Origin of the sequence: Pantoea ananatis PA13 (genome assembly GCF_000233595.1) — a bacterium.
GTDB lineage: Bacteria > Pseudomonadota > Gammaproteobacteria > Enterobacterales > Enterobacteriaceae > Pantoea > Pantoea ananatis.
On record NC_017554.1, the window covers coordinates 4,144,820 to 4,168,480 of the forward strand.

Annotated in this window: 24 protein-coding genes and 1 pseudogene; 7 read left to right on the forward strand and 18 right to left on the reverse strand. The window is 50.8% G+C overall.

Annotated features, from left to right (window positions below; translation table 11 throughout):
* Nucleotides 1-68: 68 nt before the first annotated feature.
* From PAGR_RS19575 to umuD, 4 genes and pseudogenes are all read right to left on the reverse strand, one after another.
* Entirely contained in the window at nucleotides 69-2,186 is a 2,118-nt protein-coding gene (locus PAGR_RS19575) for a site-specific integrase (protein ID WP_014606796.1), read from the reverse strand.
* Between the two features lies 1 nt (nucleotide 2,187).
* Complete coding sequence (locus tag PAGR_RS19580) at nucleotides 2,188-3,171, reverse strand: tyrosine-type recombinase/integrase (RefSeq protein ID WP_014594566.1); 984 nt, start codon at nucleotides 3,169-3,171, stop codon at nucleotides 2,188-2,190.
* A gap of 73 nt (nucleotides 3,172-3,244) precedes the next feature.
* Nucleotides 3,245-3,469, reverse strand: a pseudogene (locus tag PAGR_RS19585) (Y-family DNA polymerase); the annotation flags it as partial.
* A complete protein-coding gene (umuD, locus tag PAGR_RS19590) occupies nucleotides 3,469-3,894 on the reverse strand; it encodes a translesion error-prone DNA polymerase V autoproteolytic subunit (protein ID WP_014606797.1) in 426 nt (141 codons plus the stop codon). The pseudogene PAGR_RS19585 and the gene umuD, both read right to left, overlap by 1 nt.
* A gap of 681 nt (nucleotides 3,895-4,575) precedes the next feature.
* On the opposite strand from umuD, the gene aepX reads away from it, so the two are divergent.
* Genes aepX through asnB form a run of 5 tightly spaced genes read left to right on the forward strand, consistent with a single transcriptional unit; the run spans nucleotide 4,576 to nucleotide 9,757 of the window.
* Nucleotides 4,576-5,502: a phosphoenolpyruvate mutase gene (aepX, locus tag PAGR_RS19595; protein WP_014606798.1), complete on the forward strand. Its 927-nt coding sequence runs from the start codon at nucleotides 4,576-4,578 to the stop codon at nucleotides 5,500-5,502.
* Nucleotides 5,503-5,519: 17 nt separating this feature from the next.
* On the forward strand, nucleotides 5,520-6,665 hold the full coding sequence (gene aepY, locus PAGR_RS19600) for a phosphonopyruvate decarboxylase (protein ID WP_014606799.1): 1,146 nt from the start codon (nucleotides 5,520-5,522) through the stop codon (nucleotides 6,663-6,665).
* Nucleotides 6,658-7,668, forward strand: a complete 1,011-nt coding sequence (locus PAGR_RS19605) for an AfsA-related hotdog domain-containing protein (RefSeq protein WP_014606800.1) — start codon at nucleotides 6,658-6,660, stop codon at nucleotides 7,666-7,668. The genes aepY and PAGR_RS19605 overlap by 8 nt, the downstream gene beginning before the upstream one ends.
* A complete protein-coding gene (locus PAGR_RS19610; protein ID WP_014606801.1) occupies nucleotides 7,646-7,915 on the forward strand; it encodes an acyl carrier protein in 270 nt (89 codons plus the stop codon). The genes PAGR_RS19605 and PAGR_RS19610 overlap by 23 nt, the downstream gene beginning before the upstream one ends.
* A gap of 3 nt (nucleotides 7,916-7,918) precedes the next feature.
* Entirely contained in the window at nucleotides 7,919-9,757 is a 1,839-nt protein-coding gene (gene asnB, locus PAGR_RS19615; protein ID WP_014606802.1) for an asparagine synthase (glutamine-hydrolyzing), read from the forward strand.
* 28 nt (nucleotides 9,758-9,785) lie between these two features.
* Here the strand turns inward: asnB and PAGR_RS19620 are convergent, their stop codons facing one another.
* Nucleotides 9,786-10,916 carry an MFS transporter gene (locus PAGR_RS19620; RefSeq protein ID WP_014606803.1) on the reverse strand — a complete coding sequence of 377 codons (1,131 nt, stop codon included), beginning with the start codon at nucleotides 10,914-10,916 and terminating at the stop codon, nucleotides 9,786-9,788.
* Between the two features lie 136 nt (nucleotides 10,917-11,052).
* On the opposite strand from PAGR_RS19620, the gene PAGR_RS19625 reads away from it, so the two are divergent.
* Entirely contained in the window at nucleotides 11,053-12,351 is a 1,299-nt protein-coding gene (locus tag PAGR_RS19625) for an NAD(P)H-dependent oxidoreductase (protein WP_014606804.1), read from the forward strand.
* 345 nt (nucleotides 12,352-12,696) lie between these two features.
* Here PAGR_RS19625 and PAGR_RS19630 read toward each other — a convergent pair whose 3' ends face one another.
* The 11 genes from PAGR_RS19630 to PAGR_RS19680 form a co-directional block, all read right to left on the reverse strand.
* Nucleotides 12,697-13,404, reverse strand: coding sequence for a DNA methyltransferase family protein (locus PAGR_RS19630; protein ID WP_014606805.1), 708 nt, complete (start codon nucleotides 13,402-13,404; stop codon nucleotides 12,697-12,699).
* 138 nt (nucleotides 13,405-13,542) lie between these two features.
* Nucleotides 13,543-14,487 carry a DUF1281 domain-containing protein gene (locus PAGR_RS19635; protein ID WP_014606806.1) on the reverse strand — a complete coding sequence of 315 codons (945 nt, stop codon included), beginning with the start codon at nucleotides 14,485-14,487 and terminating at the stop codon, nucleotides 13,543-13,545.
* Between the two features lie 93 nt (nucleotides 14,488-14,580).
* Nucleotides 14,581-15,561: an ArdC family protein gene (locus tag PAGR_RS19640; RefSeq protein ID WP_014606807.1), complete on the reverse strand. Its 981-nt coding sequence runs from the start codon at nucleotides 15,559-15,561 to the stop codon at nucleotides 14,581-14,583.
* A 74-nt stretch (nucleotides 15,562-15,635) separates the two neighbouring features.
* Nucleotides 15,636-16,247: a hypothetical protein gene (locus PAGR_RS19645; RefSeq protein ID WP_014606808.1), complete on the reverse strand. Its 612-nt coding sequence runs from the start codon at nucleotides 16,245-16,247 to the stop codon at nucleotides 15,636-15,638.
* A gap of 71 nt (nucleotides 16,248-16,318) precedes the next feature.
* Complete coding sequence (locus PAGR_RS19650; protein ID WP_014606809.1) at nucleotides 16,319-16,627, reverse strand: hypothetical protein; 309 nt, start codon at nucleotides 16,625-16,627, stop codon at nucleotides 16,319-16,321.
* Nucleotides 16,628-16,737: 110 nt separating this feature from the next.
* Nucleotides 16,738-17,052, reverse strand: a complete 315-nt coding sequence (locus tag PAGR_RS19655; protein ID WP_044042481.1) for a hypothetical protein — start codon at nucleotides 17,050-17,052, stop codon at nucleotides 16,738-16,740.
* An 82-nt stretch (nucleotides 17,053-17,134) separates the two neighbouring features.
* Complete coding sequence (locus tag PAGR_RS19660) at nucleotides 17,135-17,509, reverse strand: hypothetical protein (RefSeq protein ID WP_014606810.1); 375 nt, start codon at nucleotides 17,507-17,509, stop codon at nucleotides 17,135-17,137.
* An 88-nt stretch (nucleotides 17,510-17,597) separates the two neighbouring features.
* Nucleotides 17,598-18,014 (reverse strand): hypothetical protein, encoded by a 417-nt coding sequence (locus PAGR_RS19665; protein WP_014606811.1) that lies wholly within the window; start codon nucleotides 18,012-18,014, stop codon nucleotides 17,598-17,600.
* 338 nt (nucleotides 18,015-18,352) lie between these two features.
* Complete coding sequence (locus PAGR_RS19670) at nucleotides 18,353-18,769, reverse strand: hypothetical protein (protein WP_019105554.1); 417 nt, start codon at nucleotides 18,767-18,769, stop codon at nucleotides 18,353-18,355.
* 21 nt (nucleotides 18,770-18,790) lie between these two features.
* Nucleotides 18,791-19,690 carry an integrase domain-containing protein gene (locus PAGR_RS19675; protein ID WP_014606812.1) on the reverse strand — a complete coding sequence of 300 codons (900 nt, stop codon included), beginning with the start codon at nucleotides 19,688-19,690 and terminating at the stop codon, nucleotides 18,791-18,793.
* A 969-nt stretch (nucleotides 19,691-20,659) separates the two neighbouring features.
* Nucleotides 20,660-21,265, reverse strand: a complete 606-nt coding sequence (locus PAGR_RS19680) for an ATP-dependent Clp protease proteolytic subunit (RefSeq protein WP_014606813.1) — start codon at nucleotides 21,263-21,265, stop codon at nucleotides 20,660-20,662.
* 274 nt (nucleotides 21,266-21,539) lie between these two features.
* On the opposite strand from PAGR_RS19680, the gene PAGR_RS19685 reads away from it, so the two are divergent.
* A complete protein-coding gene (locus PAGR_RS19685) occupies nucleotides 21,540-21,758 on the forward strand; it encodes a hypothetical protein (RefSeq protein WP_044042482.1) in 219 nt (72 codons plus the stop codon).
* A gap of 30 nt (nucleotides 21,759-21,788) precedes the next feature.
* Here PAGR_RS19685 and PAGR_RS19690 read toward each other — a convergent pair whose 3' ends face one another.
* Complete coding sequence (locus PAGR_RS19690) at nucleotides 21,789-23,312, reverse strand: conjugal transfer protein TraG N-terminal domain-containing protein (RefSeq protein ID WP_014606814.1); 1,524 nt, start codon at nucleotides 23,310-23,312, stop codon at nucleotides 21,789-21,791.
* A 1-nt stretch (nucleotide 23,313) separates the two neighbouring features.
* A complete protein-coding gene (locus PAGR_RS19695) occupies nucleotides 23,314-23,661 on the reverse strand; it encodes a hypothetical protein (protein ID WP_014606815.1) in 348 nt (115 codons plus the stop codon).

The window sequence follows — 23,661 nt, forward strand, 5'->3', positions numbered from 1 at the left end:
GACGTTCGGTCGTCTGTACTGACTCTGAACTGACACCCTCAGACCGGACATTGAAAGCATTTGAGCACTCAGGATTTTGGGCCCAATTTTGTAAGAGCCTGCTCAACCTTTTCAGCATCCTGCTCCAGTACGGCTTTCTCATCGGGAGTGAGCGGGACCTCTTCGAGATAACGCCGGATGGATGCTTTACTCTCCAGAATAAGCCCGCGCGCGCTGTCCTTCAGCAGGTTAAAATCGCAGCCGATGCAGGCCATCCGGTGCGGGCAGCTGCTCCAGAACGGATTTGTGCAGTATGAATCACCTAAATCATAATACGTTGCAGGTCCGGTCAGGCTGGCGGCGTCAGGGTCGCGATCAATCAGTACGCTGATCATGTGCGCGACTCTGTCTGCTTTTACAAACGAGGCGGCCAGCTGTGTCGGGCGGATACGGAGATAATGCATGGTGGACTGGGGCGTTGAGTGACCAGCCCACTGCATCAGTTCATACAGTGACATGCCCTGCGGTACGCTGGCCAGTGCGGTCACGGCTGAGGCGCGTCCCCGATGGCTGGTTATCACTCCGCCGCTGTCTTCAGAAGGAACGCCCGCTCTTGCGCAGAGCATCGGTATCACCGTGCGGTTGAGGATAGCGCTGCCGGCAGGCTTCCCCCGGTACTGAAACAGCAGCCGGACCTTCTCACCGGTCCGCTCATCAGCCAGCATGGCCTGTTCTGCCGGGCGTTCGGCCAGCCAGATGTCGACATATTTTTTTACCACTGTCGCCACGGGTTTAACAAAGGCTTTTGATGTTTTTCCGGCGGGGACATGCAGGTAACAAAGGGTTCCGGCCGGGATGACGCTGCCGTCATCTTTCGTTATTTCATCTGCCTGCGGCGCGATGCAACCGGTAGTCAGGCGGAGCAGCTCATTTTTCCTCAGCCCCGCATGGGTCCAGATGACGGCCATCGCCTGCAGCATGGCCAGCGGATAATGTATTTCAGTAAGCAGGTCTTCCTGACGCAGATTGAGGCTGGCCCAGATGAGCTTGAGCCAGACCGGATCGTCGATAACACGGGGATTGACGTCGCGCCGAAACAGGGTGGTATCCGGTGTGGAAAGATGACGGGCAGGGCTGAAGCGCAGGCGACCCCAGCCCCAGTTTTCGTAGTCGACCATAAAACGGCGCAGTGAGTAGATAAAATGCGCCCTTGAATGCGGCATCATAGGCTCACCGGATCGCACCGATTTTCGGGTGCCCCTTTCCGTGCCCAACTGTAGCTCATCCACGTTCATCCGGCCGACCGCAGCGATAAAGCTGGCGCAGATTTCCATGCTCCAGTCTGACGGTTCACGCACCTCCGGATGCGCCTTTGCCAGCCAGAGGCCGCAGCGCAGTATAAAACTGTACTGGCCTTCACGGGTGCGAGGCCTCAGCACAGACGTTTCCCGCCAGCGCCGGCACCACCTGACCCAGGCCGGATCGATCCCGTCTACGGGTTTTTCATACCATCGGGTATAATTACGCATCCTCATCGGGGCGCTGAAGATGCCCAGCGCAGCAAGGCCGTGTGAAATCCGGCCAATGTACCGGGATGTCCCGCTATCTGTGTTGTTCTGGGCTTCCCACAGCAGTTCAGGCGTAAAGGTTTCAAGACGGGGATCTCTGTTCATGACCATCAGCGTGGCCAGTATGCCCGACAGATGCGTGACCTGACTACCCGCAGCATAGCCCAGCGATTTCAGGGTTTCAGTCAGGCGGTGAAGCTCCCGGAAGTAAATAGCCTGACCAAAAATGGCACAGGTATACAGGGCAGGTTTTCTGATGTCTGGCAGGCTGAGGGGATCATACCGTCCGGCGAAATGCCATGCAAAGGCGGCCATCAGCGGCCGTCCTTTTCCGTCCGTCCGGCTGAATGTCTGCCAGCGTTCCTGCGGCCATCGCCAGTACGGTATACCCGAAAGGTGCATCTCACGCAGGAGGTCCAGTATTATCAGGTCAGCAACCTCGCGGCTGCATCCGCTTTCTGCTGCGATGTCTTTCAGCGGCCTGATAAACTCAGGAGCAGGTTTCATCCGCAGCAGCCTGCCCCGGCTGTGAGAGGTGGCCAGTGCGGCCTTTTCAGGCTCAGTCAGTAAAGCATCAAGCCTGTAAGCGGAGAGGTCGAAGGGAAGCCACACATTCTCAGGCTGTTCAGACGCTGCCATATTATTCCTCCGTGCCGAAAATGAGGTTCGCCATCCTGATATCTGCCGTTTCAATTGCTCCTGCCATCCGGGCGGCAAGATCCCTGCCGGAAAGGTGAATATAAATCTGAGTGGTGCGCGGATCACGGTGACCTGCGTAGGTGGCAAGTTCGTGCAGTTTCCAGCCCGCACGGGCCAGATGCGTCAACCGCAGGTGGCGGAAAGTATGGGTTGAAATGTCGGGCAGCCCTGACTCAAGCGCCCATTTCCGTACCGTTTTGCTCCAGCTCCAGTAAGAGAGCGGTGCCCCCTGATTACGATCGGACTCAGAGCGGAACAGGGCTCCTTTTACCATCCCCGACAGCTTCATCTGTAAAAGATGAGCCGCCAGCACCGGCGTCAGGGCGGGACTGTAACAGACGATCCGTTCATGACGGTTCTTGGTGGTTTCAGCCCGGACGCGGATGAGGCGGTGGGCAAAGTCAAGGTCATCAGTACTCAGCGCGGTGACTTCCGATCGTCGCAGCGCACCGCAGTAGGTTAACGCCAGCATCAGCCGGTCACGAAGCGGAGAATCCGCGGCATGAGCCTGAAAAAGCTGCCACTGTGCATCGTCAGGAATACGCGGCAGCTTTACGATACGGGGAACCAGCCCCCGTGCGGAACACAGCATGCCCGGCGTGCCGGAACGGGGCAGCGGATTTACCTTACACAGGTCAAGATACATCAGGAAGTCGTACCAGAGACGGACAGCCGACAGGCGCAGCTGGAGCGTGGCGCTTGCGGCCGGGAAAGGCATACCGGGTAACTGAGGACGGATGTAGGCAGCCATGTCATCAAACCTGACCTTTTCAGGTTCAATCCTGTTCCGGCTGCAGAACGCAAAATAATGACAGAGGGCTGCGCGGTAGGCGGTCAGGGTGGCGGGTGCCCGCCCCAGGTCGGACAGCAGCTTCAGCCAGCGTTCCGCCAGTAAAATGGCACTGTTGTTTAGTGGAGTCGTCATTGCGTTTACCTCTGAGGTCAGCGTTGCTGTTCAAAGTCTATACGATCAATGTTGCATTCCACTTAACTTACTATAACGCATAGTTAGAGCTAAATGCATGAATTTTAACAGGGAAGTTCTCGTTTTTAATCTTAAACCAAGGTTCGCCCATTCGTACATATTTTTTACTTTCAGCACTACGGGCGATGACGCAACCATCGTTGTTACTCAGGACGACGACAGCCTGGTTACGCAAATCAGGTCTGAAGACTTTTTCACAGCTCGCATAAAAGCTGTTTACGTCCACAATGGCGAACATCACTCACCCCGGGTCTTATGAATAAACGAGGTAACCACCCCGAAAATCTGGAGCGTTTCCGGATCGGGATATATGGGAGGGAAGGAAGGATTCATAGGCTGAAGCGTCAGCCTGGGGCGGAGCAGCAGGCGTTTAACGGTAAACTCGCCCTCTATCTCAGCAATGACTATGTCGCCATGCCGGGGAGATTCGGCCTTATCGACCACCATTAAATCACCGCTGTTGAGACCAATGTCTGTCATGGACTGCCCGGAGGCGCGGACAAAAAACGTGGCTGCAGGACGCATTACACAATATTCGTTGAGGTCTAACTCGCGCTCAACGTAATCCTGAGCAGGGCTGGGAAAACCTGCCTGACAGGTTTCGAGGAAAAGTGGTGCAGCTATCGAGATTGGGGATAGCGGGTATTTGTATAAAGTGAACATGTCATGGCACCTCCTGATGCACTGTTTATATATACAGTATTGTCGAGTAGCAAGCCGACAGTCAACGAAGCTCAGGTAGGTTTTTTGTATGCTCCTGATATACGGAAAAAAATATCGAGACGGTGACAAAAGAGACAGAACGACTTTTAAACACCATAGAAATCGGCAGTCGATCATAAAGCGCAATTTTTTAAGCAAGGTTGACAAGCCTTGCAGCCTTGCAAGGCTAAGGCCCAAGAAAAACCGCAGAAAATACCCCCCCACAGACATCATTTTTACCTCTTGTTAACCGCCAGTAACTACCTAAGACACTACTATATGAATCGCCATGGGTTTAACAGACACCTCAGCGTCATTTATGAATTGGCTATAGCAAGACAAAAGTTATGCCGGCACTTTCTGCCAACAGGACAACCGCGACCTGACGGAAAGAAACTGATCAACCGGGGATAATTTTGGCGGACGAAAAAATCCGGGTTCCGGCGCAGAACTCCTTCATGTTTGTAAGTAAAAATTTCTTAAGTTTATCACTCACGAGTGTTGGGGAGCTTGCGCTTCATGACATAGTTCTTTAGCTAAGACCATTGTCATCTTATTTAAATTAAATATTTTTAAAACCGTCATAAATAAGACACACAAAAGAATAACATTAACTCCCTTTATAAATAAAAGGATTGAAAAGTGAGTGATAATTTTCGTTTTATTCAGTCGTCATCACCAGTAAAAGACAATACCGTCAAGTCGAACAATGCCACAAAGCTCAGAGAGCTAATTTTCAGTGCTGAGATCTCATTCATTATGGAGGCCCACAATGGCCTTTCTGCGAAAATTGTGGAGGAAGAGGGTTTTAAAGCTGTCTGGGCTTCTGGCTTATCTATTTCAACGTCACTAGGTCTTAGAGATCGTAATGAGGTTTCTTGGACGCAGGTTATCGATGTGCTGGAGTATATGGCAGACAGTATAAACATACCGATTCTGGTCGATGGTGATACCGGCCATGGTGATTTTAATAATGTCCGCCGCTTTGTGAAGAAACTCGGACAGAGAAGCATCGGGGGAGTTTGCTTTGAAGACAAGCAGTTCCCTAAGACGAATTCTTTTCTAGGTGAGAATCAGGAACTGGCTTCAATTCCGGAGTTTACTGGGAAGATAAAAGCAGCCATTGATACGCGAGAACATGACGATTTTTGTATTATTGCCAGAACTGAGGCGCTTATCTCTGGATTGGGGATGTCAGAGGCACTTAAACGCGCAGAGGCCTACCATGCTGCAGGTGCCGATGCCATTCTGGTTCATTCCAAGAAAAGCACAGCAGATGAAATTTCTGGTTTCATGCGCGAGTGGGATAATCGTTGCCCTATTGTCATCGTGCCAACAAAATATTTCGACACTCCCGTCAGCCTGTTCGAAGATATCGGCATTTCAACGGTTATATGGGCCAATCACAACCTCCGTTCTGCCATAACTTCAATGCGTGAAACAACCCGTCAAATTTACCGGGACAAATCAATCAAAGCCGCTGAGGGCAATATAGCCAGCCTTGCTGAGGTTTTTTCACTTGTAAATATGGATGAAATCGACGCTGCCGAGAAAAAGTATTCGGCTTAATCAGGATGATTGAGAAAATGAAAATAAAAGGAACCGCATTATTTCAGTCTCTCTCTCAGGCTGGCTGCAAGTTTTATACAGGTGTCCCTGACAGCGTTCTCGCCAGCTTTATTGATGCTATTGAGCAGGCCCACTGCAACGATGAGGTAAAACATATCATTGCGGCGAACGAAGGCAATGCCATTGCCATTGCAGCAGGAAAGTGGCTAGCAACTGGTGAGGTCCCCGTTGTGTACATGCAAAACTCCGGGATCGGTAACGCCATCAATCCTCTCATGTCTTTAACCCATGAGTGTGTGTACCGCATCCCGATGTTACTGATAATCGGATGGCGGGGACATGACGACAGGGATGAACCTCAGCATCTGCCGCAGGGCAGCATAACGCCAAGTTTACTTAATAGCATGGGCATTCAGACGGAGACTCTTGCGGCAGAGCACCATGCAGAGGAAGTCCTTGCTGATGCTCTGGAACGATGTCGCAGGCTGCAGTCCGTGATTGCTATTTTGGTACCTCGCGATGCGCTTGAGCCACTTCCGGCTTCTGAGATCATCGTTTCGGGTACAGAACTGTACCGGGGGGAGGTTCTTGGGATGCTACTTAAGCGTATCCCTCAAAACGACATCATTGTCAGCTCTACCGGATTTATCTCACGTGACTTGCTCCATCAGTGTCGTAAAGAAAACAGAAGTTCGGATGGACTCTTCATGAATGTAGGCGCGATGGGGCATACCTCCCAGATTGCATTGGGCATCGCGCTTAGTCTGCCTGACAGAACCGTGTGGTGTATTGAAGGTGATGGAAGTTTTCTTATGCATCTTGGCGCGGCGGCTACAACAGCCAATCTGGCTCCCCCGAATCTGAAACATGTCGTCCTGGATAACGGTGTCCATGCATCCGTGGGGGGAATGAGACACGCGGCATCAGGTCTATCATTGTCCCAGGTGGCGTCGGGCTTAGGGTTCCGACAGCAGACTGAAGTCAGCGAAATGGCGAATCTTGAGGTGCTTCTTGGCCTGGAAATTCATCAGATACCGGCACTTTTAATTATCAGGATATCTGAAAAGCCGGAAACGCTGATGCGTCCTGACAGAACGCTTATCGAACTCAGGGACCGCTTTATAAATACGCTACGACATTCATCTGGTGAGAAAAATGCATAACATGCTTTCGTATGAACAGCCTCTGCCACGCAAACTGGTACACAAATGGTCACCGGAACAGATTTTACTGACTGACTGTATTCAGACCGCAGAAGATGAGTTTTATCTTGGAGCAATCCTGCCCCGGACACACGTCCTGTACTGCGAAAATTATCTGCACGGCTACGAAGCAGATATTCAGTGTCTGGTCGAAATATGTCGACAGGCCTGCTTTGTCACTGCACACCATTACTATGATGTGCCTGTCAGTGAACCTTCATTCCAGTTCTTATTCCAGAGGCTGAACGCACGCATCCACAGTTTTTTACCGAAGTCCTGTACGCCAGAATCACCGGTTACAAACCCAGTTGAGCTCGTAGTCAAATGTTGCGTAGTAAATAAGCGAAAACGCGGTAGCAATTATTCCGGGTTGAATTGGACTTTTAGTGTTTTTGATGCTGCTGGCGGTGAGGTAATGGCCACTATAGAAATCGGTCAGACTTGGGTTGAGAAAGGCCTCTGGCTGAATTACCGGGACATTATGCGAAGAGACAGAGAACTACCCCAGAAGAATTTATTGCCCACCCCGGCGGCCAGTGAGGTATCACCTTTACGAGTAAACAGGAAGGACATACGCAACATTCTTATACATCGAGCTCGCAGAGAGGCCGGTGTTTTTGTGGCGGATCTGCAGGCGGATGCTCGGCACCCCGGTTTCTTCGATCACGCGATCGACCACATTTACGCTATGGTCCAGTTAGAAGCGAGCCGGCAGTTTGCTTTTTTCATGCTCACTGATGACCCATCCTATGCGGCTGACGATTATGTCATAACGGGGTGTATCTCTGAATATCTGTCAGTCGCTGAATTTGACGTGCCGGTTACGCTGACAGGTCGTAGAACTGGACATTCAGAGCACATTGAATTTTCGGTCAGCATGACTCAGCAAAACAGAAAAGTATCTGAATTTACCCTCATCATGATTGAAAAAAGGATCTCTTATGAAAACTCCCGAGCTAGCTGACATTATTGCGCTTCTTGCAGAAACGGGCGACCAGGACGACAGCTTACAGGCTGAGTTGACTGTCGAGGATGCAGATAAGAGCCTGGAAGAGCTTGGCTTTGATTCTCTCGCACTCTTTAACTTCGCGATTATGGTTGAAAAAGAGTACGGCGTTCATCTGTCATTTGATGATCTGATGAACTATCGCACGATCTCGAGCCTTTCCGACGCGATTCAACATCTCTTTATCAATCGATCTGAGGGGTAGACCATGTGCGGAATTGCCGGCTGGTCAGCATTCGACAATGACTTACGAGCGCAGAGCGCCATTATTGACGCAATGGCAGATTCCTTGTCATCGCGTGGTCCGGATGAGCGAGGAATATGGCTTGATAAACATATTGCGCTTGGCCATCGGCGGCTGTCGATCCTCGACCTGGCACATGGCCAGCAGCCCATGTTTTTTTATGAAGCAGGCAAGCCTGTTCTTGCAATGGTATTCTGCGGCGAAATCTATAATTTTCAGTCGTTACGCGGCATGCTGGAAAAAGAGAGTTACTCATTCCGCACCCGCTCGGACAGTGAGGTACTACTTTCTCTCTATCACCGTTATCGGGATGAGATGTTTCCCTTATTGCAAGGCATGTTTGCAGTAGCAATCTGGGACATCCCCCAGAATGAACTGACGTTAGGGCGGGACCGTCTTGGCATCAAACCCCTCAACTATGTTCTCAAAGATCAGCAAATCATCTTTGGTTCTGAACCGAAAGCTCTGCTCTGTAACCCTCATTGCGAGCGGATGACGGGTCCCGATGAGTTGTGTGAAATTCTGGATATGGTAAAAACGCCCGGGAAAACACCCTACAAGGATATGAAGGAACTACGTCCCGGTGAAATACTTAAATTCAGTAGGCACGGTGCCCGCAGCAGTCAGTACTGGAACCTTTGCACTGCTCCTCATACGGATAATCAGAAACTCACGTGTGACAAGGTTACAGCACTGCTTGAGGAGTCTATTCGATCTCACTTAGTTTCAGATGTACCTATCAGCTCGCTGCTGTCAGGTGGACTCGACTCATCGATAATTGCGGTACAAGGAAGCCGGCATCTGCCCGGACAGCTGCTTACTTTCTCAATGGACTTCACTCGCAACCTGTCTGCGTTCAGAGCGGATGCTGTCCGTTCATCGCCTGATGAATTGTATGCGCGAGAGCTTGCCGCGTTCGCGGGTACGGCACATGAATCCGTACTGCTTAATACAGAAGAAATAGCGGCCGCCTCTGTTCGTGATCGGGTGCTGGAGGCCGTCGACTCACCGCCAGCTTACTGGGGTGATATGTGGCCATCAATGTATCTGCTCTTTCGTCGCATTAAAGAGAAATCCAGCGTGGCATTATCCGGGGAGGGGGCAGATGAGCTCTTTGGAGGATACCGCTGGTTTCATAACCCAGCCGCCATTGCCTCAGAGACCTTCCCATGGCTCACGCCTGGCTCGTCACGATACTTTGGTGGCTCGGGATTGTTTAACGAGGAGTTTCTAAATAGCCTCCGGATGGAGGAGTATCGTAGAGCCCGCTATGAAGAAGCTGTGAGAGAAGTAACCTATTTGCCTGGTGAATCTGATGACGAAAAAGCAATGCGCCGAATCAATTATCTCAATATCACCCGCTTTCTTCAGACGCTGCTTGATCGCAATGACCGTATGAGTATGGCCGCCGGTGTGGAAGTTAGAGTTCCATTCTGTGACCACCGCTTGGTGGAGTATGTTTACAATATTCCCTGGAGTATGAAGAACACGCGCACACAGGAAAAAGGGTTGCTGAGAGATGCCACCCGGCAGTGGCTGCCCGCGGATATCAATGAACGGGTTAAAACGCCTTATCCTTCCACTCAGGACGGCGCTTACGAAGTTCTGCTGAGAAATGAATTAAGGCGGATAATCGAGGATCGCAACAGTCCCATTCATCCTTATTTAAATACTGAGCGAGTGATAAAAAACAGCCAACGTAAGGCATCAGAACTGAGCCTCCCTTACAACAGAGGAAGCATGGAAATGGTGATTTCGATGAATAACTGGCTCAGGCGTTACAGAGTAAGTATTGCAATATAAACAAGGGGGGTAGTCCCCTTGTTTATTTTCAACCTTGATGAGTTGACGATTTTATAAGCGTCAGTCCAACGGTTGCCAGCATAAGAAAGAGTGCAGAAAAATAAAGCAGTGTTGACTGAGCAACGTGCTGGGATGAAATTCCGGCAATAATCGGGCCAAGCCCTGCTCCTATATCCCGCCAGATCGCATTGTTTGCAAGTTCCGTAATACGATGCTCATCAGAGGTACCATCTGCAACAACAACCGGGACAAGCGGCAGCTGTATCGCCCGGAGGATAAGAATGGCAACCGGTGCTATGTGTATCCATTCATAACCGTAGAGGAGCAGAAAAAGACAAGTCACCCCGGAGAACCCCGTAAGCATTCTCTTTGCGCCGAACCGGAGTGCAAGATGCCCTCCCAAAGGACTGAAGAACACTTCAAAGGCATAGCGTGAGGCCATGATTAAACATGCGCTGATAACAGCATGCGTATTGTCCGTATAGCGGAAGACGGCGGCAAGACTGAATATAAAAAGACCGTCTATAACTACTCCCTCTGCAAAGGACCAGACTGAAATAGTTGAAGGAAGCGACACGTTTTTTTTCTTTGCAAAACCCTGATACTGCGTGGGTTTAACAAAAAATGATAGGCTAAAGGCTATCAGTGAGATAAGGGCGAGCAAAAGATAGGCCTGAACAATCCCGTATGACCAAACGATGATGGAGCAGACAGGAAGCAGTAGCATCTGGCCAGACGAAATCAGCGATCTGGAAGAACCTGCGACTTTGCTCCGTGCATGTCTGTCAGATGTTGCTGTAGCCTGCGTTGACAAATTCATTCCCGCAAAAGACAACCCCCACATAATCCGGATGACAAGCAGCAGAGCAAAACCTTTTAACCATACATACCCAAGACAGCACATTAAGGTGCCAATTGAAGAGAGCTGACAAACTAACCGGTCACCCCAACGGTTGTAAAGCCGGACAACATAACTGTATCCGAATATTCTTATAATTCGGTTCGCAGCAAGTAATATTCCAGCTTCCGCCAGTGACACGCTGAAGAAATCATGAAACATGGGCAATAATATATAAAGTAACGTATCCCCCGGTCCGCAACAGGCTAAAATGATGGCGGTTTTTTTGTAATCGGGTAAGTTCTGCATCCAGCGAAACATCTGTTATTCCCACATTTTAAGATAAACACAGTGTATTGATTTGTTTTTAAAAAGTCCCTCAGGTGGCACTGCTTTCATAAAAGTTTCACATAATGCAGATAAGTGTAATGTTCTCTCCATTTTCTCAGATAAATATATGCAACAACTCTTCGAAGCTTTAAAAAATCGTGCTGAAGCACTTAAACCCGTGGGCGTTCTGCTTGCAGGGGCTGGACAGATGGGTACTGATCTTATTGTGCAGCTACGACAGATGAAGGGCATGTCTCTGGTTGCAGTTACTGTACGCTCAGATTTTGAAAAATGTTTTGAAGCGCTCCGGGTTGCCGGGTACGCTGAAGAGCACTGGCGTGTGGTCAGCACCCCCGCGCACTATGCCGACGCACGCCGGCAAAATAAAATTGCGGTTAGTGATGATATCAATCTTCTGCTTACGGATGACGGCGTTGAAGTAGTAATCGATGCAACGGGGCACCCGGAATCAGGAGCAGTGATTGCGACAAAGTCAATTTCCGCTCGTAAGCATATCGTGATGCTGAACGTTGAAACAGACGTGACTGTAGGACGCTATCTGCAAAATCTTGCGCGACAAAATGGTGTGGTATACACAGGGGCGGCGGGGGATGAACCGGCGGCGGCGGCGGAGCTTGTTTTTTTTGCTCGCACGCTGGGCCTGGAGGTGGTGGCGGCAGGAAAAGGAAAAAATAATGCGTTTGATGTGACCGCCACGCCAACCCAATTGGAAAAAGCCGCGACTGATCGCAACATGAACCCGAGGGTACTCACAGAGTTCGTGGATGGCACTAAAACCATGGTGGAAATGGTGGCACTTGCGAACGCGACGGGTCTGCGCATTGATATTGCCGGCATGCATGGCCCCAATGCAGAGCTCGAGGCCCTTTCTGATATTTTTCGGTTACGGACTGACGGGGGCGTCTTGCATCGAGAAGGCGTTGCGGATTTTACTGTAGGAAAAGGCGTGGCGCCTGGTGTTTTTTGTGTGGTGAAGACTCCTCATTCAAGGATTTCAGAGCGCTTATCAGACCTGCATATTGGCAAGGGTCCCCTGTATACACTTCACCGCCCGTATCATCTGACCAGTATCGAAACGCCTCTTTCTGCGGCCAGAGCTGTGTTGTGTGGGCAGTCGGATATTGTGCCACTACATACCCCGGTTGCGGAGGTGGGGGCGGTGGCTAAGCGGGACCTTGAGCCGGGTGAGAGACTGGGTCGGATTGGAGAATGCGACTACAGGGGATGGGCCATGGACTGGTCAGAAGCACGCAAGCATGCTGCGCTGCCGCTGGGTCTAGCTGAAAGGGCTGTGATAGCACAACCTGTCAGGAAAGGAGAGATCCTCACTACTGCAAACTGTATTCCCGACGAAAAGCTCATGATTGTTCAGCTCAGACGTAAGCAGGACGAACTGTTGGAGTAGTGCATGGGTGAGCGCTGAATAGCATGGCTAACTGAGCATTGTGAACACTGCAACATCATGTTCCTGCCACCTTAGCAGAGGAAGATTCTTCCCTAAACAGTTGCCCCTTAAACCCTTGCGATGAGAAAAACGGCGGCCGAATATTACGCTGGGTTAGGGAACTTTGCATTGATTCACTAAGGTGGCGAGCATGCTGTGTTGGCGACGTTGAAATCATTGGCACTTTGCCCGTGATAAAATGTCACAATACCCGCAAAAAAATAAAAAAGGCCGGTTGCCCGGCCTTTAACTTTGCGCAATAAATCACGCCTTCTTTCAAGTTATCCTGAAAGGAATTAGGTCACTTTATGCTGCGGTGTCAGTCCTGATGTCATTATGTGCACGTAGACGCGCTGACCATCTCTCCCAGTAATGTACCGGCGTAAGCAGAACACGTCGCCGTTGGTCACATAATGCGTTCCCTATAACAACCTCGCCGGGTATACCGCAAAGCGACAGCTGGATATAGGCCATGCCCGCCGCCAGCGGGTCGATGTCAGTTACCGACACCCACAGATACCGGTGAGGCGAGTAACCTGCCTGCTTCAGCATGCTGGCAAACGCCAGCGTCATGGCACCGGCACCGCAGGCCGGTTCAGCAAACGTGATAAACGGCTTGTCTCTAAACACCTCTTCAGGCTTGCTGAGTTGTGCGCCGAACTGCAGCTGCGCCATCATCAGCGCCACGCTCCATGGAGTAAAATACTGCTCTTTGTCTTTGTCACCGAGCTCCAGCAGCATGTAAATGCGCCCGAGAAAGTCACAAATCTTTTCTTCCAGGCCGTTCACCACACAGGCCAGCAGTCTGGCCATCGATAAAACGTCCTTTTTTTTGTATCTGGCCACGATGGCCATGTATTTCTTTTCACGTTTATCACAGAACTGCACACCATTCTGAATCGCAATAACACTGCAGCTGATGAAATCAGTAAACACCTGAAGACGTCGGGTGCCACTGGCGATGGAGTTAAACAGGGAGATGAACTCTTTCTCATTGTCGATGCGGACACTCATGCGTGTTTCCTCAGTAAAAAAGGGGGAACACGCCCCGTAAGGGAAACGAGGTTCCCCCTTCGGGTGAAAAAGCGGCCACAGCAGATGCTGTGGCCATTGTCTGACAGACCTGAGATGCCGGTCTGTCGGTTGGTAACGTCATGCGCGAACGCCAGCGTAGTGTGCAACGGCCGGAGTGGCTGGTGCGCCTGCTTCACTGAACTGATACAGACGCGCTCCTTCACTCACCGGATACTGCACTTCATCTTCCGGATAAGGGCCGCTGTCGACGTGGTCACCGCTGTCAAAACAGTGGTAACCCGACGTGCCGGCATCCGGAGACAGCCAGTAATGACGGATTTCACAGTCAAACTTCTGCGACATCTGCCCCATGACTTCCGCCGACGGCGGATACCAGGGAGAAGAGAACGTCAGCTTTATTGACCCGACATCGTCACGACTCCACTCCATCCGGTGCCCCGCCGGAAACTCCGTCCCGTAAAGCTGGGTATAGAGTTCTGACGTAGTGCTGAGGCCACTGAACAGACCGCTGTCCCCGTTGAGCTCGGTGGCCAGACGTGACGGCATCACCATCAGCATGTCGCAAGGACAGGTTGTGTCCGGTTTTATACTGAGCCACTCCCAGCGCTCCTGCGGATCAAACTGACCGCCCGCAGAGGCGACGCCGAACCAGTCGGCGTAATGAACGGCCATAAGCCGGGTGATGGTCTGGCGGGCAGCATAGGGAATACTTTCCCATTTGATGTCACCGATGCCGGACTGAACCCAGATTTTGTCCATTCGCGAGAGCGTTGTGCCGTCAAGCCAGGCATCCTTCTCAAGCAGCTCCAGAAAATGCTGAAACGCCTGGTTCGGTGATGTGCTGACGCCGGTGCCTGATGAAACCAGCTCCGGATAAACACGGTATTCCGTTGACTTAACGGGTTTGAGCATACCGGCACAGCCGGCGAGAAACAGCTTTATGGCCTGCCGTATGGCGTGGCGGTAAAGCGGCGCTTCTGTTCCGGTAATCCACGACTGCATGACATCGATGCAGACAGACTTACCGGTGATTTCCAGACGGTTTTTGCACCATGAAAACATCGTTGTACTCCTCTTTTACGTTTAAAAAAGAGGGCATCTCCCTGAGGAGAGTGCCCTCAGGGGGATGATGGCGACTGACGTCGCCGGGGTTAATTACGCTGCTTCACTCCGGGTTTCACACAGCGGCTTCAGCAGATATTCCGATGCTTCCCGGGCAAACCGGCAGGCACGGAAAAACGCCTTCTTGTCATTACGTAAAACGCTTAGCCAGCCGCTCAGGTAGCTCTCGTGCTGTACCTCACCAAAAATGCCGAGATGCGCACAGAGAAACGCACTGCCGGTTTCCGCTATCAGCTCCTCAAAAGCGTAAACGGGGTCACCGAACTCTCTTGATGAGGAGGTAATCCCCTCACGATCGAGGCGGCTGCGGTGGCCGGTCGCGTGCACCAGTTCGTGCAGCAGCGTGGACCAGTAGTCTTCAGGTGAACGAAACTGTGAAGTTGTAGGCAACACAATCCGATCTGCCCCCGGGCTGTAATACGCCCGGTTCTGCCGGTGAGAAGAGCACTTCACGCCGGTTGCGTTGAGTATCTCCAGAACCTGTTGCTGCTGTCCGGTTGAGAACCCCTCAGGGGGAGTCTCCGGTTGCATCATCGTGGGTGCATACACCTTATCGGGTAGCCCTTCACACTGCGCAACGTTGAACAGCTGCAGGGGTTTCATCATGGCCAGCTTTTCCATCACCGGCACGCCGTCTCTGAACACCGGACTGTCATTGCCGTCGCGGAGCTGCTTTTCAAACGGTTTAAAGATGATGGCCATTGAGCTGCGTTCGCCTTTTCTGACCTGTCCGCCGGCAGCCTTTGCCTGCTGAAACGTGAGCCAGCGATCGGCGCCGTAACCCGCCTCCTCTGCAGCCATCCACAGCAGCGGCACGTTGACGCCGCTGTAGTGCCTGCCCGTGACGGCGTTGACCGGCAATCCGCTGCCGTAGACCTTCTGCGCGGAGCGCCATGGCCGGCGCCAGGGGGGCACGCCGTTTTCCAGTGCGATGATGATTTTGTCGGTGACCTGCTGGTAAAAGTCAGTCTGTTGTTCCGTTGTGGCCTTGCGGCCGGAAGTTTTTTTCTTCATGGGATGCGCCTCTAAAAAAAACGGCGCATCTGTCCCGGTGGCGGACAATGCGCCACCGGTGAGTGGGAAAAATGTTATGAGTAAAAACGTAACGAACCGTCTGATGAAATCTGGCTGATACGCTTGCGAACATCCTGCACAGCGCTGGCCAGCATCTGAAGGTCAGAGGGTTTAGCCCGCCTTGAATCGAGCCGGATAACCCTGTCGAGCACGTTCAGCGCCTGTGAACGCCAGCTGAGGCGTTCCGCATTACCGACGCAGGAATGGAAGTGGCGTAAGGACTGGTCGTAAAGCCATGAGATCCTTTCACGGTAAATACCGACAGGAAGATAAATCTTCTCAGGCTCACCTGTTTCGGCAAAAACCCTGACGGCACCCGGAGTCTGGCAAATGAAGGAGATAACCAGGTCCTGATGCTCATTCAAAACTGCGTCACAGGCGTTCTGGCTCAGGTCAAACTGATGAGAAAAGGTTTCATCGGCTATCAGGCTGTCGGAAAGCTTACGCCATCCGTCATCTGACAAGGGATTACATCCTTCAGCCCAGGCCAGCGGGATGGTTACAAGCCTTCTGAAGTCAGGGCGGTGGAGACAGATACCGTTGTTTTTTTCGAGTATCACCGGGCCTCTGAAGCCCCGGTTAAGAGACAGAACCGGACGAAGCTGAGTGGAAGTGAAACGTATCATAGTGGCTCCTTAAAAAGGAGGCGACCTCCCCGGGAGGGAAGGTCCCTCCGGGAAGTGTCATTCAGTTAACATCAGTCAAAGCGGTAGCGAAGTTCCGCCATCTGCTGCGCCATCAGCCGACCGGCCCTGAGGGCCTTACGGGCTGTTGCGTACGTACCGGCACAGGGTAACTGTTCTGTACGCCAGTCACGCTGGGTGAAGCCGGTGCGACGGGAGATGACGGGCGTAAACCCGTTCTCTGTCGGCACGACGTCTGCCTTAAAACTGCAGCGGCCGCTGCGGTTTGTAAACCACTCTGCCTGCTGTTGCTGCAGGTTGCCGGCAAGCCGGTTGAGTGCGCCTGAAAGGCGGGTGATAAGTGAAAGCATTATACTACTCATGGTTTTCTCCTGATTAAGCGCGGAGAAAACCACCGCCGCTGTTGCGGGGAGGTTGTCCCCGCGCGGGTTAAAGCCTTTGTCAGAAACTGACGCAGGCCGGTGGTTCATCACTAACCAAAATCGTGGTAGTAAGCGTTACCCGAATCCTGCGGGGTAAAGCGCTGGCTGGCAGAAATGTTAACACTCACATTCCCTGCCACAGGGTGACAGCGGTGTCTGAAGTGATGGAAATAACATCTTTCAGTTCCGCCGGACGGTGATGCCAGTGTTTCAACGTACTCCCAGTCTTCGCCGCCGTGGTAAGTCTGCCCGGGGGCGGCGAGAGAACGGTTAAAGGGGTGCTCCGCAAGCCTGTTCCACATACGGTGCCACTCTTCGCTGTTGTGCTTAACCAGCAGTGATATTTCAGAAGCCTGAATGTTCATCGACAAATCCTCTTAAGAAGAAAGGAGGATTTATCTCCACAGGGAGAAAATCCCCGCAAGGGAAAAACCGATATCAGTCTGTTCAGCATTCGCCATAACGCAGATATTCGCGTTCTTCGTACATCAGCCCCTCTTCGTCCTTAACGGCACTGCCGAAAAAAAACGTCCAGGCGGCTTCATCAATGTTTCTGGCCATGTGGCAGAGGCTTTCAAAAAAAGACTGCCATGATGCCGGCACGAGTTTGCGTACAGACAGCTCGGCCAGGTCCCGGGCAACGTCAGCCATTTCCCAGACATAGTATGGAAAACCGTCTTCATCACTATCGGTGTTAAGACCAAGGCGACGATGCGCTGCAATAATCAGCAGGTCACCTTCTGCTTTGGCCAGTGCAACTTTGTAAGCGTTACGTTCGCTGGTACTGATTTGAAAATCTTCGGTAAGCGTTAATGCGTTCATAAAGGATTCCTTAAAGAATTGAGGAACCCTGCCCCTGACGGGGACAGAAGTCCCGTTAGGGTGAGAAGCTATTAGGTGAATAAAGCGGTCAGACGATGTCAGAAGCATCAGCGATCTGATAAAACATTGCTCGCAATTGCTCCGTAGCGTTGTCCAGCGCTTTATCCTCGCGAGACCGGGTAGCGCCCTCATGAAAAGCCGCATTCCAGTGAAGACTGTTAACACTTGTCCCCAGGAGAGTAAGTTCGGCCACTGCCTCTTTGGTAAAGGCATCTCTGATATAGCCGTGCTCAGTTGCAAAACCAACTGCGCGCGCGACATATCTCAGAAAAGTCAGGTAGTCCGGAAGGCCGTCTGCAGGAGCCTGTGGATCTGCATCGACCATGAGTCTGTAATCCAGACGAACGTTAAGCTGAGTTTTTACGTAATCCACCATGATTTTTGCTGAAGCTGGCGAGTCACAATTCAGCAACGTAAGAGGGTTGAACATTCTGGTGTAATGCATGGGTACGATTCCTTAATAAAAAAGGGAACCGTCCCGGAGGGAAAGTATCCCTCAGGAGTGAAAATCAGGCACAGAATGCCAGATGAGTAAAACAGGTGTATGGGGGGTGATGCGAAGTAGAAAAGGACCTTAACCGCAGGGGTCTCTGTTTTCAAAGGTTAAACAGATTTATTACCGCCCGAAAGCGTCATCTCTCAGGTAATGATGACATTGGCATGTGATTACCCGAAGGCGTTCCTCTCAAATCACCGGAACATTGGCAGTTGTCGAGATGACAACGGTTAGCATGGAAAATGTACTCCAGCGCACTGTCCAAATCAATAACGCCGGAGTGAATTTTATGAAGTTAACCAGGACGCTTTCACCGTCTCGCACCGATCCCCAAACCAGGCGTCTGCCATAATGGCATCGGGATCACACTGCTGCAGGTAGGTTCCGTTTTTAAGCAACGTGGCTAAAACCGCTGAAAGAGGAATGGTAAACTCACCCGCCGCAATGTTTTCAATGCTGTCGCGGCTACACATCTTTAATGAACCCGTAAATACATAGCCTGTTTCTGAAATGGCAGTCGCGCAACTGAAGTCGATACCGTCATCATAATAACGGTTAACTGTCGAAAACGTATCCGTTTCATTAACCGGTGAAAGACAACTAAACGTAATCCTGATTTCTGAGGGTGGTATTTCAGATAAGCTGATTTCGTGAATATATTCAACAGATAAGATGCTGAAAGTTATAACGGGTAAATTATTCACAGTACACCTCATGATTAATCATCAGTCCATCAGGGACTGGCAGTAAACATTTCTGATATAGGTTCCTCGTCCGTCACCATGTCCGAGGTCCATCGAGGTCAGTGCAAGTGATTCGTCTTTCGAAAAGCCTCTGGCAAGGTGATATCTGAAAGCATCTTCCGCGTAACTGTAACGTAAGCTGTGTGGTGTCTCATGCCCCCCGGTCATTTCGGTCCGGAGCGTATTTCTGTAATAGTCCATCGCGGATTTTAAATCGGGCTTATCAATAATCTTACCGTTATTGTTTTCTGCGTGTTTAATAGCACGGTTAACGGCATCCAGAACTTTATCCCTGTCGACGATTGTGGTCAGCCTTGCACGTCCCCCTTTCGTTCCGAAAATAACCTTCAGGGTTTTATCGCCCCGCTGTAATGCCTTCTGCCAGGTATTTAACGATTTTGCTGACTGAATAGCTTCTTCATTTCTCAGTCCGATATAACGTGACAGACATACCGCCACGGCAACGCCTTCATTTTTTTTCTCAATGTTCTGAAGAATCTCGATGTAGCGCTCCTCAGAAACAGATTTTTTTGTGCCCATGCGACTCGTGTCTGAAATACCCAGACTTTTATTATTCAGTCGTTCATGTGAAGGGGCAGCCAGTTTGTGTTTACCGGCATTACGGAGCATTACCCGTATTGCCGACATTTCATTCTGACGGGTTCGCCGGGAAACATCATCAGATGCCCGGCTGTTCATATACAACTCAATGTGCCGGACTTTGAGTTGTGATACCGAGTTTATCTGAATATTGAGCGCGGCGAGACGCTCAGCAAACCGGTGCATAATTCTGGAATAGTCATCCTGCTTTTTAAAGCTCCCCCCGCTTTTACGGATTTCAGCGACAAGTTCCTGCTTTAACAGTTTTTCACGTCTAGACATCTGTATCTCCTTAACAGTTTTGCCACGTAAAACAGCATTACAGGCAGATGTCGTTTTCTGCCGTTCCGTGAAAACGGCAGAAAACGACACCCGCATTACCCTGGCGACACGGTTTGAGTTCGCGCATCCTGCGTCGTAATGAGTACCTGAGCACCAGGGAAGTGCAGAGTGTTGAGGTTTTGAGAGGTGTCAAATCAGTGTTCTACACTGACCGCAGCTTTCGCTGTACCTGTTTCCAGGTCGCCCCCGACATCATCCTCCGATGATGCCGCCGATTCGGTATCTCATTACATAACTATTCCCTAATTAACAATGTGATAAAACGGTTTCTTTTTACGTTTTTCACTAGGTTGATAAAATTGTGTTCGTCTTCTCACTTCGTTTCACGTTGTAGTGAAAGGAGAAAAGACACGGAAAATGCGCGTTCAGGACGTGTTTTCGCGCGCGTCACTTGGTACTCGTTTCACTCGTACACAAGTGACGCCGCGCTCCTCTGCTTTCAATGCAAACGTGGAAGATGCCCAAATGTTCCAAATGGTCATACCCGCGTTGCAAAGTTCGCAGCAGCTCTTCAGCGTCAGTGTGTAAAGAAAAGTGAAAGCGATACGGCCGAAACCGTTATCAGAAAATGCCAGAATTGGCTTTGTTATCGAAAGGACCTTTATCGCATCGCGATCTTCGTTCTCAAAGGTTAAACGAAGTTACCGCCCGAAGGCTCCGTCTCTCAGGTCATGACGGTTTTGGCAGTGCAATCACCCGAAGGCGTCCCTCTCAGATTGCCGGGACATTGGCGTGTTGCTAAAGCAACAGTACAACAACAGGAATGTTAGATCGTTATGCGATCCATTTTCAAGTTTTATCAGTGGTCATAATTCATGTGCTACCAAAAGGTATTGATAATCCATCCTACAAAGCATTTTCTAATGCCAGATCGAAGCAATAAAATCTGGCATTATTTTTTAGATTGATTTATTTGCCTGGCAGATCATCATAACTGGTTATTACTTTATTAACTATTCCATAGTCGAGGGCTTCATTTGGTGACATCCAGTAATTACGGTCCGTATCTTTTTTTACTTTATCAAGTGGCTGGCCAGTAGCCTCTGAGATAAGTTTATTTATGCGATCATGCATTCTGATAATCTCTTTAGCTTCAATTTCGATATCAGAAGCAGGGCCTCTTACTCCACCCATTGGCTGATGGATCATAAAGCGTGTGTTTGGCAATGAATAACGATGTTCTTTTTTAGCAGCTAAGAAAATTGTGATTCCAGCGCTTGCCACCCACCCTGTACCGATTATATGCACATCAGGCTTTATAAATTTTATGAAGTCATGAATAGTATCACCCGATTCGACATGACCACCCTGACTATTAATATACAGTCGGATAGGGTCATGACTGATGCTTTGCAAAAGTACTAGTTGAGTGACAACTTTTTCAGCCAGAGTTTGGTTAACTTCCCCTGAGATAATTATTGAGCGCGATGAGAGAAGCTTGTTTTGCAAAAATGCCGAGCCTTGTGATTCTGTTGCTTCATTATCCTTATCAACTTCTTTATCACTCATAAGCATTTTGATTCCTCCGGTTTACCGTATTGATGTTCTAGATCTGTATGACGAACAAAAGCCTTGTACTTATATCATAGGGTTACCCCTGCCATGACAATAAGAAAAATGTATTTCTTTTACTGAGTCCTATTTCTCTTGATAGCGTTCCGTGAGCTTGTTTTCACAGGCTCAGCCCTGAAAACCAGAGCGCTGCGAGTTGTACAAAAACTTGCCAATCCAGCTGTATTTAAAGTAATCTTGAAGCAGGGCATTTCCCATAGTATCGGAGGCAGACTTCATGGCCAGCGACTGGAAAGATGAGCTTGATAAGTACGAAAATGGCCGTAGCTTTGGTGAGGATTTGAGAGACTCGGTCAGAAGTGTTTTTTCAGCGGCATCATTGATTGCATCAAAGTTACCAGATTCTGAGAATACGGCGTCTGTGAGCGATAAAGAATTCAGAAAAAATAGACCATGGCTTTGGTATAGTTGGGAAAGGAAAGAAGATTTCGATTAAACGGTGACAAATGTCACCGTTTCCAACTGGCTATTTTAATCCCCCTTTGACACCTGCTTTAACCATACCTTGAGCCTCTCTTCCTGCTTCGGCACCTGCTTGCATTGGCATTTTTGCTCCGTCAGCTAAATTGCTTGCCATCGACCCAATTTTTGCTCCTGCCCATCCAAGCATCCCTACCCAGAACGCCGGAAACACCACATACATCATCCCCAGAACCAGGTTCATGATCCATCCGTCACGTGGTGAGCTGAGGAAGTCCGCAATAGGCTGTCCCGAAGCCAGTCCCCCTTCAGCCAGGTTTGAGTAGAGAATGGTGATAAGTCTGTCATCCAGCCAGCCCGCCAGTGCCCACCAGAACGTGATGAACTGCAGCGCAAACAGCGCAAACGAAATCGTTACTACTGTCTTTGGCTCATAAGCACTGAACATCATCAGCACGGGGATGACAATGATGATCATCATCTGAAGCAGCGCCTGTATCATAGGCAGTGCCTGCTTGAGCGCATCAAAGCCCGGCAACGCCTCAACCTGCTTCATGCCCAGCCCGACCGTGGACGTAAACCGTGACAGGCTCCCTCCTATACCACTCGTTGTGTCCGCACTGCCGGACATGTAGGTGACGCCGCTCCCTGAAATTTCTGCGTTGCTGGGGCTGACCAGCCAGCGCAGCGCCGGCTCTTCCCACTGTGTGCCCGGGAACTGGCGCTGAAGCTCTTTTCGGGTAGAGTCGCTGAAGCTGGCCAGTACACGCTTGCGCAGTCCGTTGCTCCCGTCTGACCACCAGGTTTTGCACGTCGGATACCCTCCCTGGCCCGTATCCGGATAGCCGCTGTCACGACTGCTGCTGTAAGGCCACTGGCTCCGTGGTGTCATGGCCGTGTAATAGTCGTAATAGCCCGAGGTATTGAGAAAATAGTCGCTGCCAATCCAGCCGACTGAGTTGATGGTGGCGTCGCTCAGCTGGCTGTTGCTGTTTTTCAGCTTGAAATAGGCCCGGGAGTAGCATTGGTTTGCGAAGTCCTGAACCTCCTGCAGCACTACCGGGTCGCGCAGTTTAGTGTTCTGAACGTCAAAGCGCAGTTGTCGCAGCTGCGTGCCGCAGGGAATGGACGCTATCATTGCCTGCGTGGTGCCTTTCGACATCATATGCAGCAGATACCACCACACCGGCACTTCAGCCGTGCGGCCGTCGAAGTCATTTACCAGCCCTTTATAGCCGGAGTTCTGCGGCGTCGGTACGCTGAAGCCACACTGTTTTGCCCGCGCGTCGTCAAACTTTATCGTGCTGATATCCACCGGCAGCAGCGGAATGCAGCAGACCAGCATGACCAGAAATGAGACATAGATGGCGTGCTCGATGCGCGGCAGTGCGAGTACACCTTTGTTTCCCTCATCGGCCCCTTCCTCCCGCACCTTCAGCCACACGCCGAGAACCTTAAAAACCAGCGGCAGCGCGAACAGACCGGTGCTGCTGAGGATGCCCCACATCGAGTTATTGAGGACCCAGCCAAACAGGATGAGAAAGTATTCCAGGTAACTGTTCGCCGTCATCTCAGCCTCCCTGAACCGCATTTGACCAGGCCACGTACTCCGTGGCCAGAAGATAAACGATGGCAAGGCGCTCTAAGCGCGGCAGGCCGCCGGCAGCGTCCGGCCAGTGCTTCAGCAGGCGCGGCCGCAGCTTCATAATCCAGATGCACCCGATGAATACGTACATGCACAGTCGCCAGGCAAACATGGCCCACCGGCTGTCGTAGAGCCACGTCTGAAGAAGGTGCCCATCGGGGTCATACGCCATGAACACTGATGCCAGTCCCAAAATCGCGCCCACTGCCAGGAACGTGTAGAGGAATATCAGTAGAATGCGGCCGGTGTAGCTAATCAGGAATCTTAGCTTCAT

What these genes read in the sequence shown, in the direction of transcription:
- PAGR_RS19695 (WP_014606815.1), bottom strand. Translation starts at nt 23,661, where the DNA reads ATGAAGCTAAGATTCCTGATTAGCTACACCGGCCGCATTCTACTGATA.
- PAGR_RS19580 (WP_014594566.1), bottom strand. Translation starts at nt 3,171, where the DNA reads ATGACGACTCCACTAAACAACAGTGCCATTTTACTGGCGGAACGCTGG.
- PAGR_RS19575 (WP_014606796.1), bottom strand. Translation starts at nt 2,186, where the DNA reads ATGGCAGCGTCTGAACAGCCTGAGAATGTGTGGCTTCCCTTCGACCTC.
- PAGR_RS19610 (WP_014606801.1), top strand. Translation starts at nt 7,646, where the DNA reads ATGAAAACTCCCGAGCTAGCTGACATTATTGCGCTTCTTGCAGAAACG.
- PAGR_RS19620 (WP_014606803.1), bottom strand. Translation starts at nt 10,916, where the DNA reads ATGTTTCGCTGGATGCAGAACTTACCCGATTACAAAAAAACCGCCATC.
- aepY (WP_014606799.1), top strand. Translation starts at nt 5,520, where the DNA reads ATGAAAATAAAAGGAACCGCATTATTTCAGTCTCTCTCTCAGGCTGGC.
- PAGR_RS19630 (WP_014606805.1), bottom strand. Translation starts at nt 13,404, where the DNA reads ATGAGTGTCCGCATCGACAATGAGAAAGAGTTCATCTCCCTGTTTAAC.
- PAGR_RS19655 (WP_044042481.1), bottom strand. Translation starts at nt 17,052, where the DNA reads ATGAACATTCAGGCTTCTGAAATATCACTGCTGGTTAAGCACAACAGC.
- asnB (WP_014606802.1), top strand. Translation starts at nt 7,919, where the DNA reads ATGTGCGGAATTGCCGGCTGGTCAGCATTCGACAATGACTTACGAGCG.
- PAGR_RS19635 (WP_014606806.1), bottom strand. Translation starts at nt 14,487, where the DNA reads ATGTTTTCATGGTGCAAAAACCGTCTGGAAATCACCGGTAAGTCTGTC.
- PAGR_RS19650 (WP_014606809.1), bottom strand. Translation starts at nt 16,627, where the DNA reads ATGAGTAGTATAATGCTTTCACTTATCACCCGCCTTTCAGGCGCACTC.
- PAGR_RS19640 (WP_014606807.1), bottom strand. Translation starts at nt 15,561, where the DNA reads ATGAAGAAAAAAACTTCCGGCCGCAAGGCCACAACGGAACAACAGACT.
- umuD (WP_014606797.1), bottom strand. Translation starts at nt 3,894, where the DNA reads ATGTTCACTTTATACAAATACCCGCTATCCCCAATCTCGATAGCTGCA.
- PAGR_RS19605 (WP_014606800.1), top strand. Translation starts at nt 6,658, where the DNA reads ATGCATAACATGCTTTCGTATGAACAGCCTCTGCCACGCAAACTGGTA.
- PAGR_RS19665 (WP_014606811.1), bottom strand. Translation starts at nt 18,014, where the DNA reads ATGCATTACACCAGAATGTTCAACCCTCTTACGTTGCTGAATTGTGAC.
- PAGR_RS19645 (WP_014606808.1), bottom strand. Translation starts at nt 16,247, where the DNA reads ATGATACGTTTCACTTCCACTCAGCTTCGTCCGGTTCTGTCTCTTAAC.
- PAGR_RS19685 (WP_044042482.1), top strand. Translation starts at nt 21,540, where the DNA reads ATGGCCAGCGACTGGAAAGATGAGCTTGATAAGTACGAAAATGGCCGT.
- PAGR_RS19675 (WP_014606812.1), bottom strand. Translation starts at nt 19,690, where the DNA reads ATGTCTAGACGTGAAAAACTGTTAAAGCAGGAACTTGTCGCTGAAATC.
- PAGR_RS19660 (WP_014606810.1), bottom strand. Translation starts at nt 17,509, where the DNA reads ATGAACGCATTAACGCTTACCGAAGATTTTCAAATCAGTACCAGCGAA.
- PAGR_RS19680 (WP_014606813.1), bottom strand. Translation starts at nt 21,265, where the DNA reads ATGCTTATGAGTGATAAAGAAGTTGATAAGGATAATGAAGCAACAGAA.
- PAGR_RS19690 (WP_014606814.1), bottom strand. Translation starts at nt 23,312, where the DNA reads ATGACGGCGAACAGTTACCTGGAATACTTTCTCATCCTGTTTGGCTGG.
- PAGR_RS19625 (WP_014606804.1), top strand. Translation starts at nt 11,053, where the DNA reads ATGCAACAACTCTTCGAAGCTTTAAAAAATCGTGCTGAAGCACTTAAA.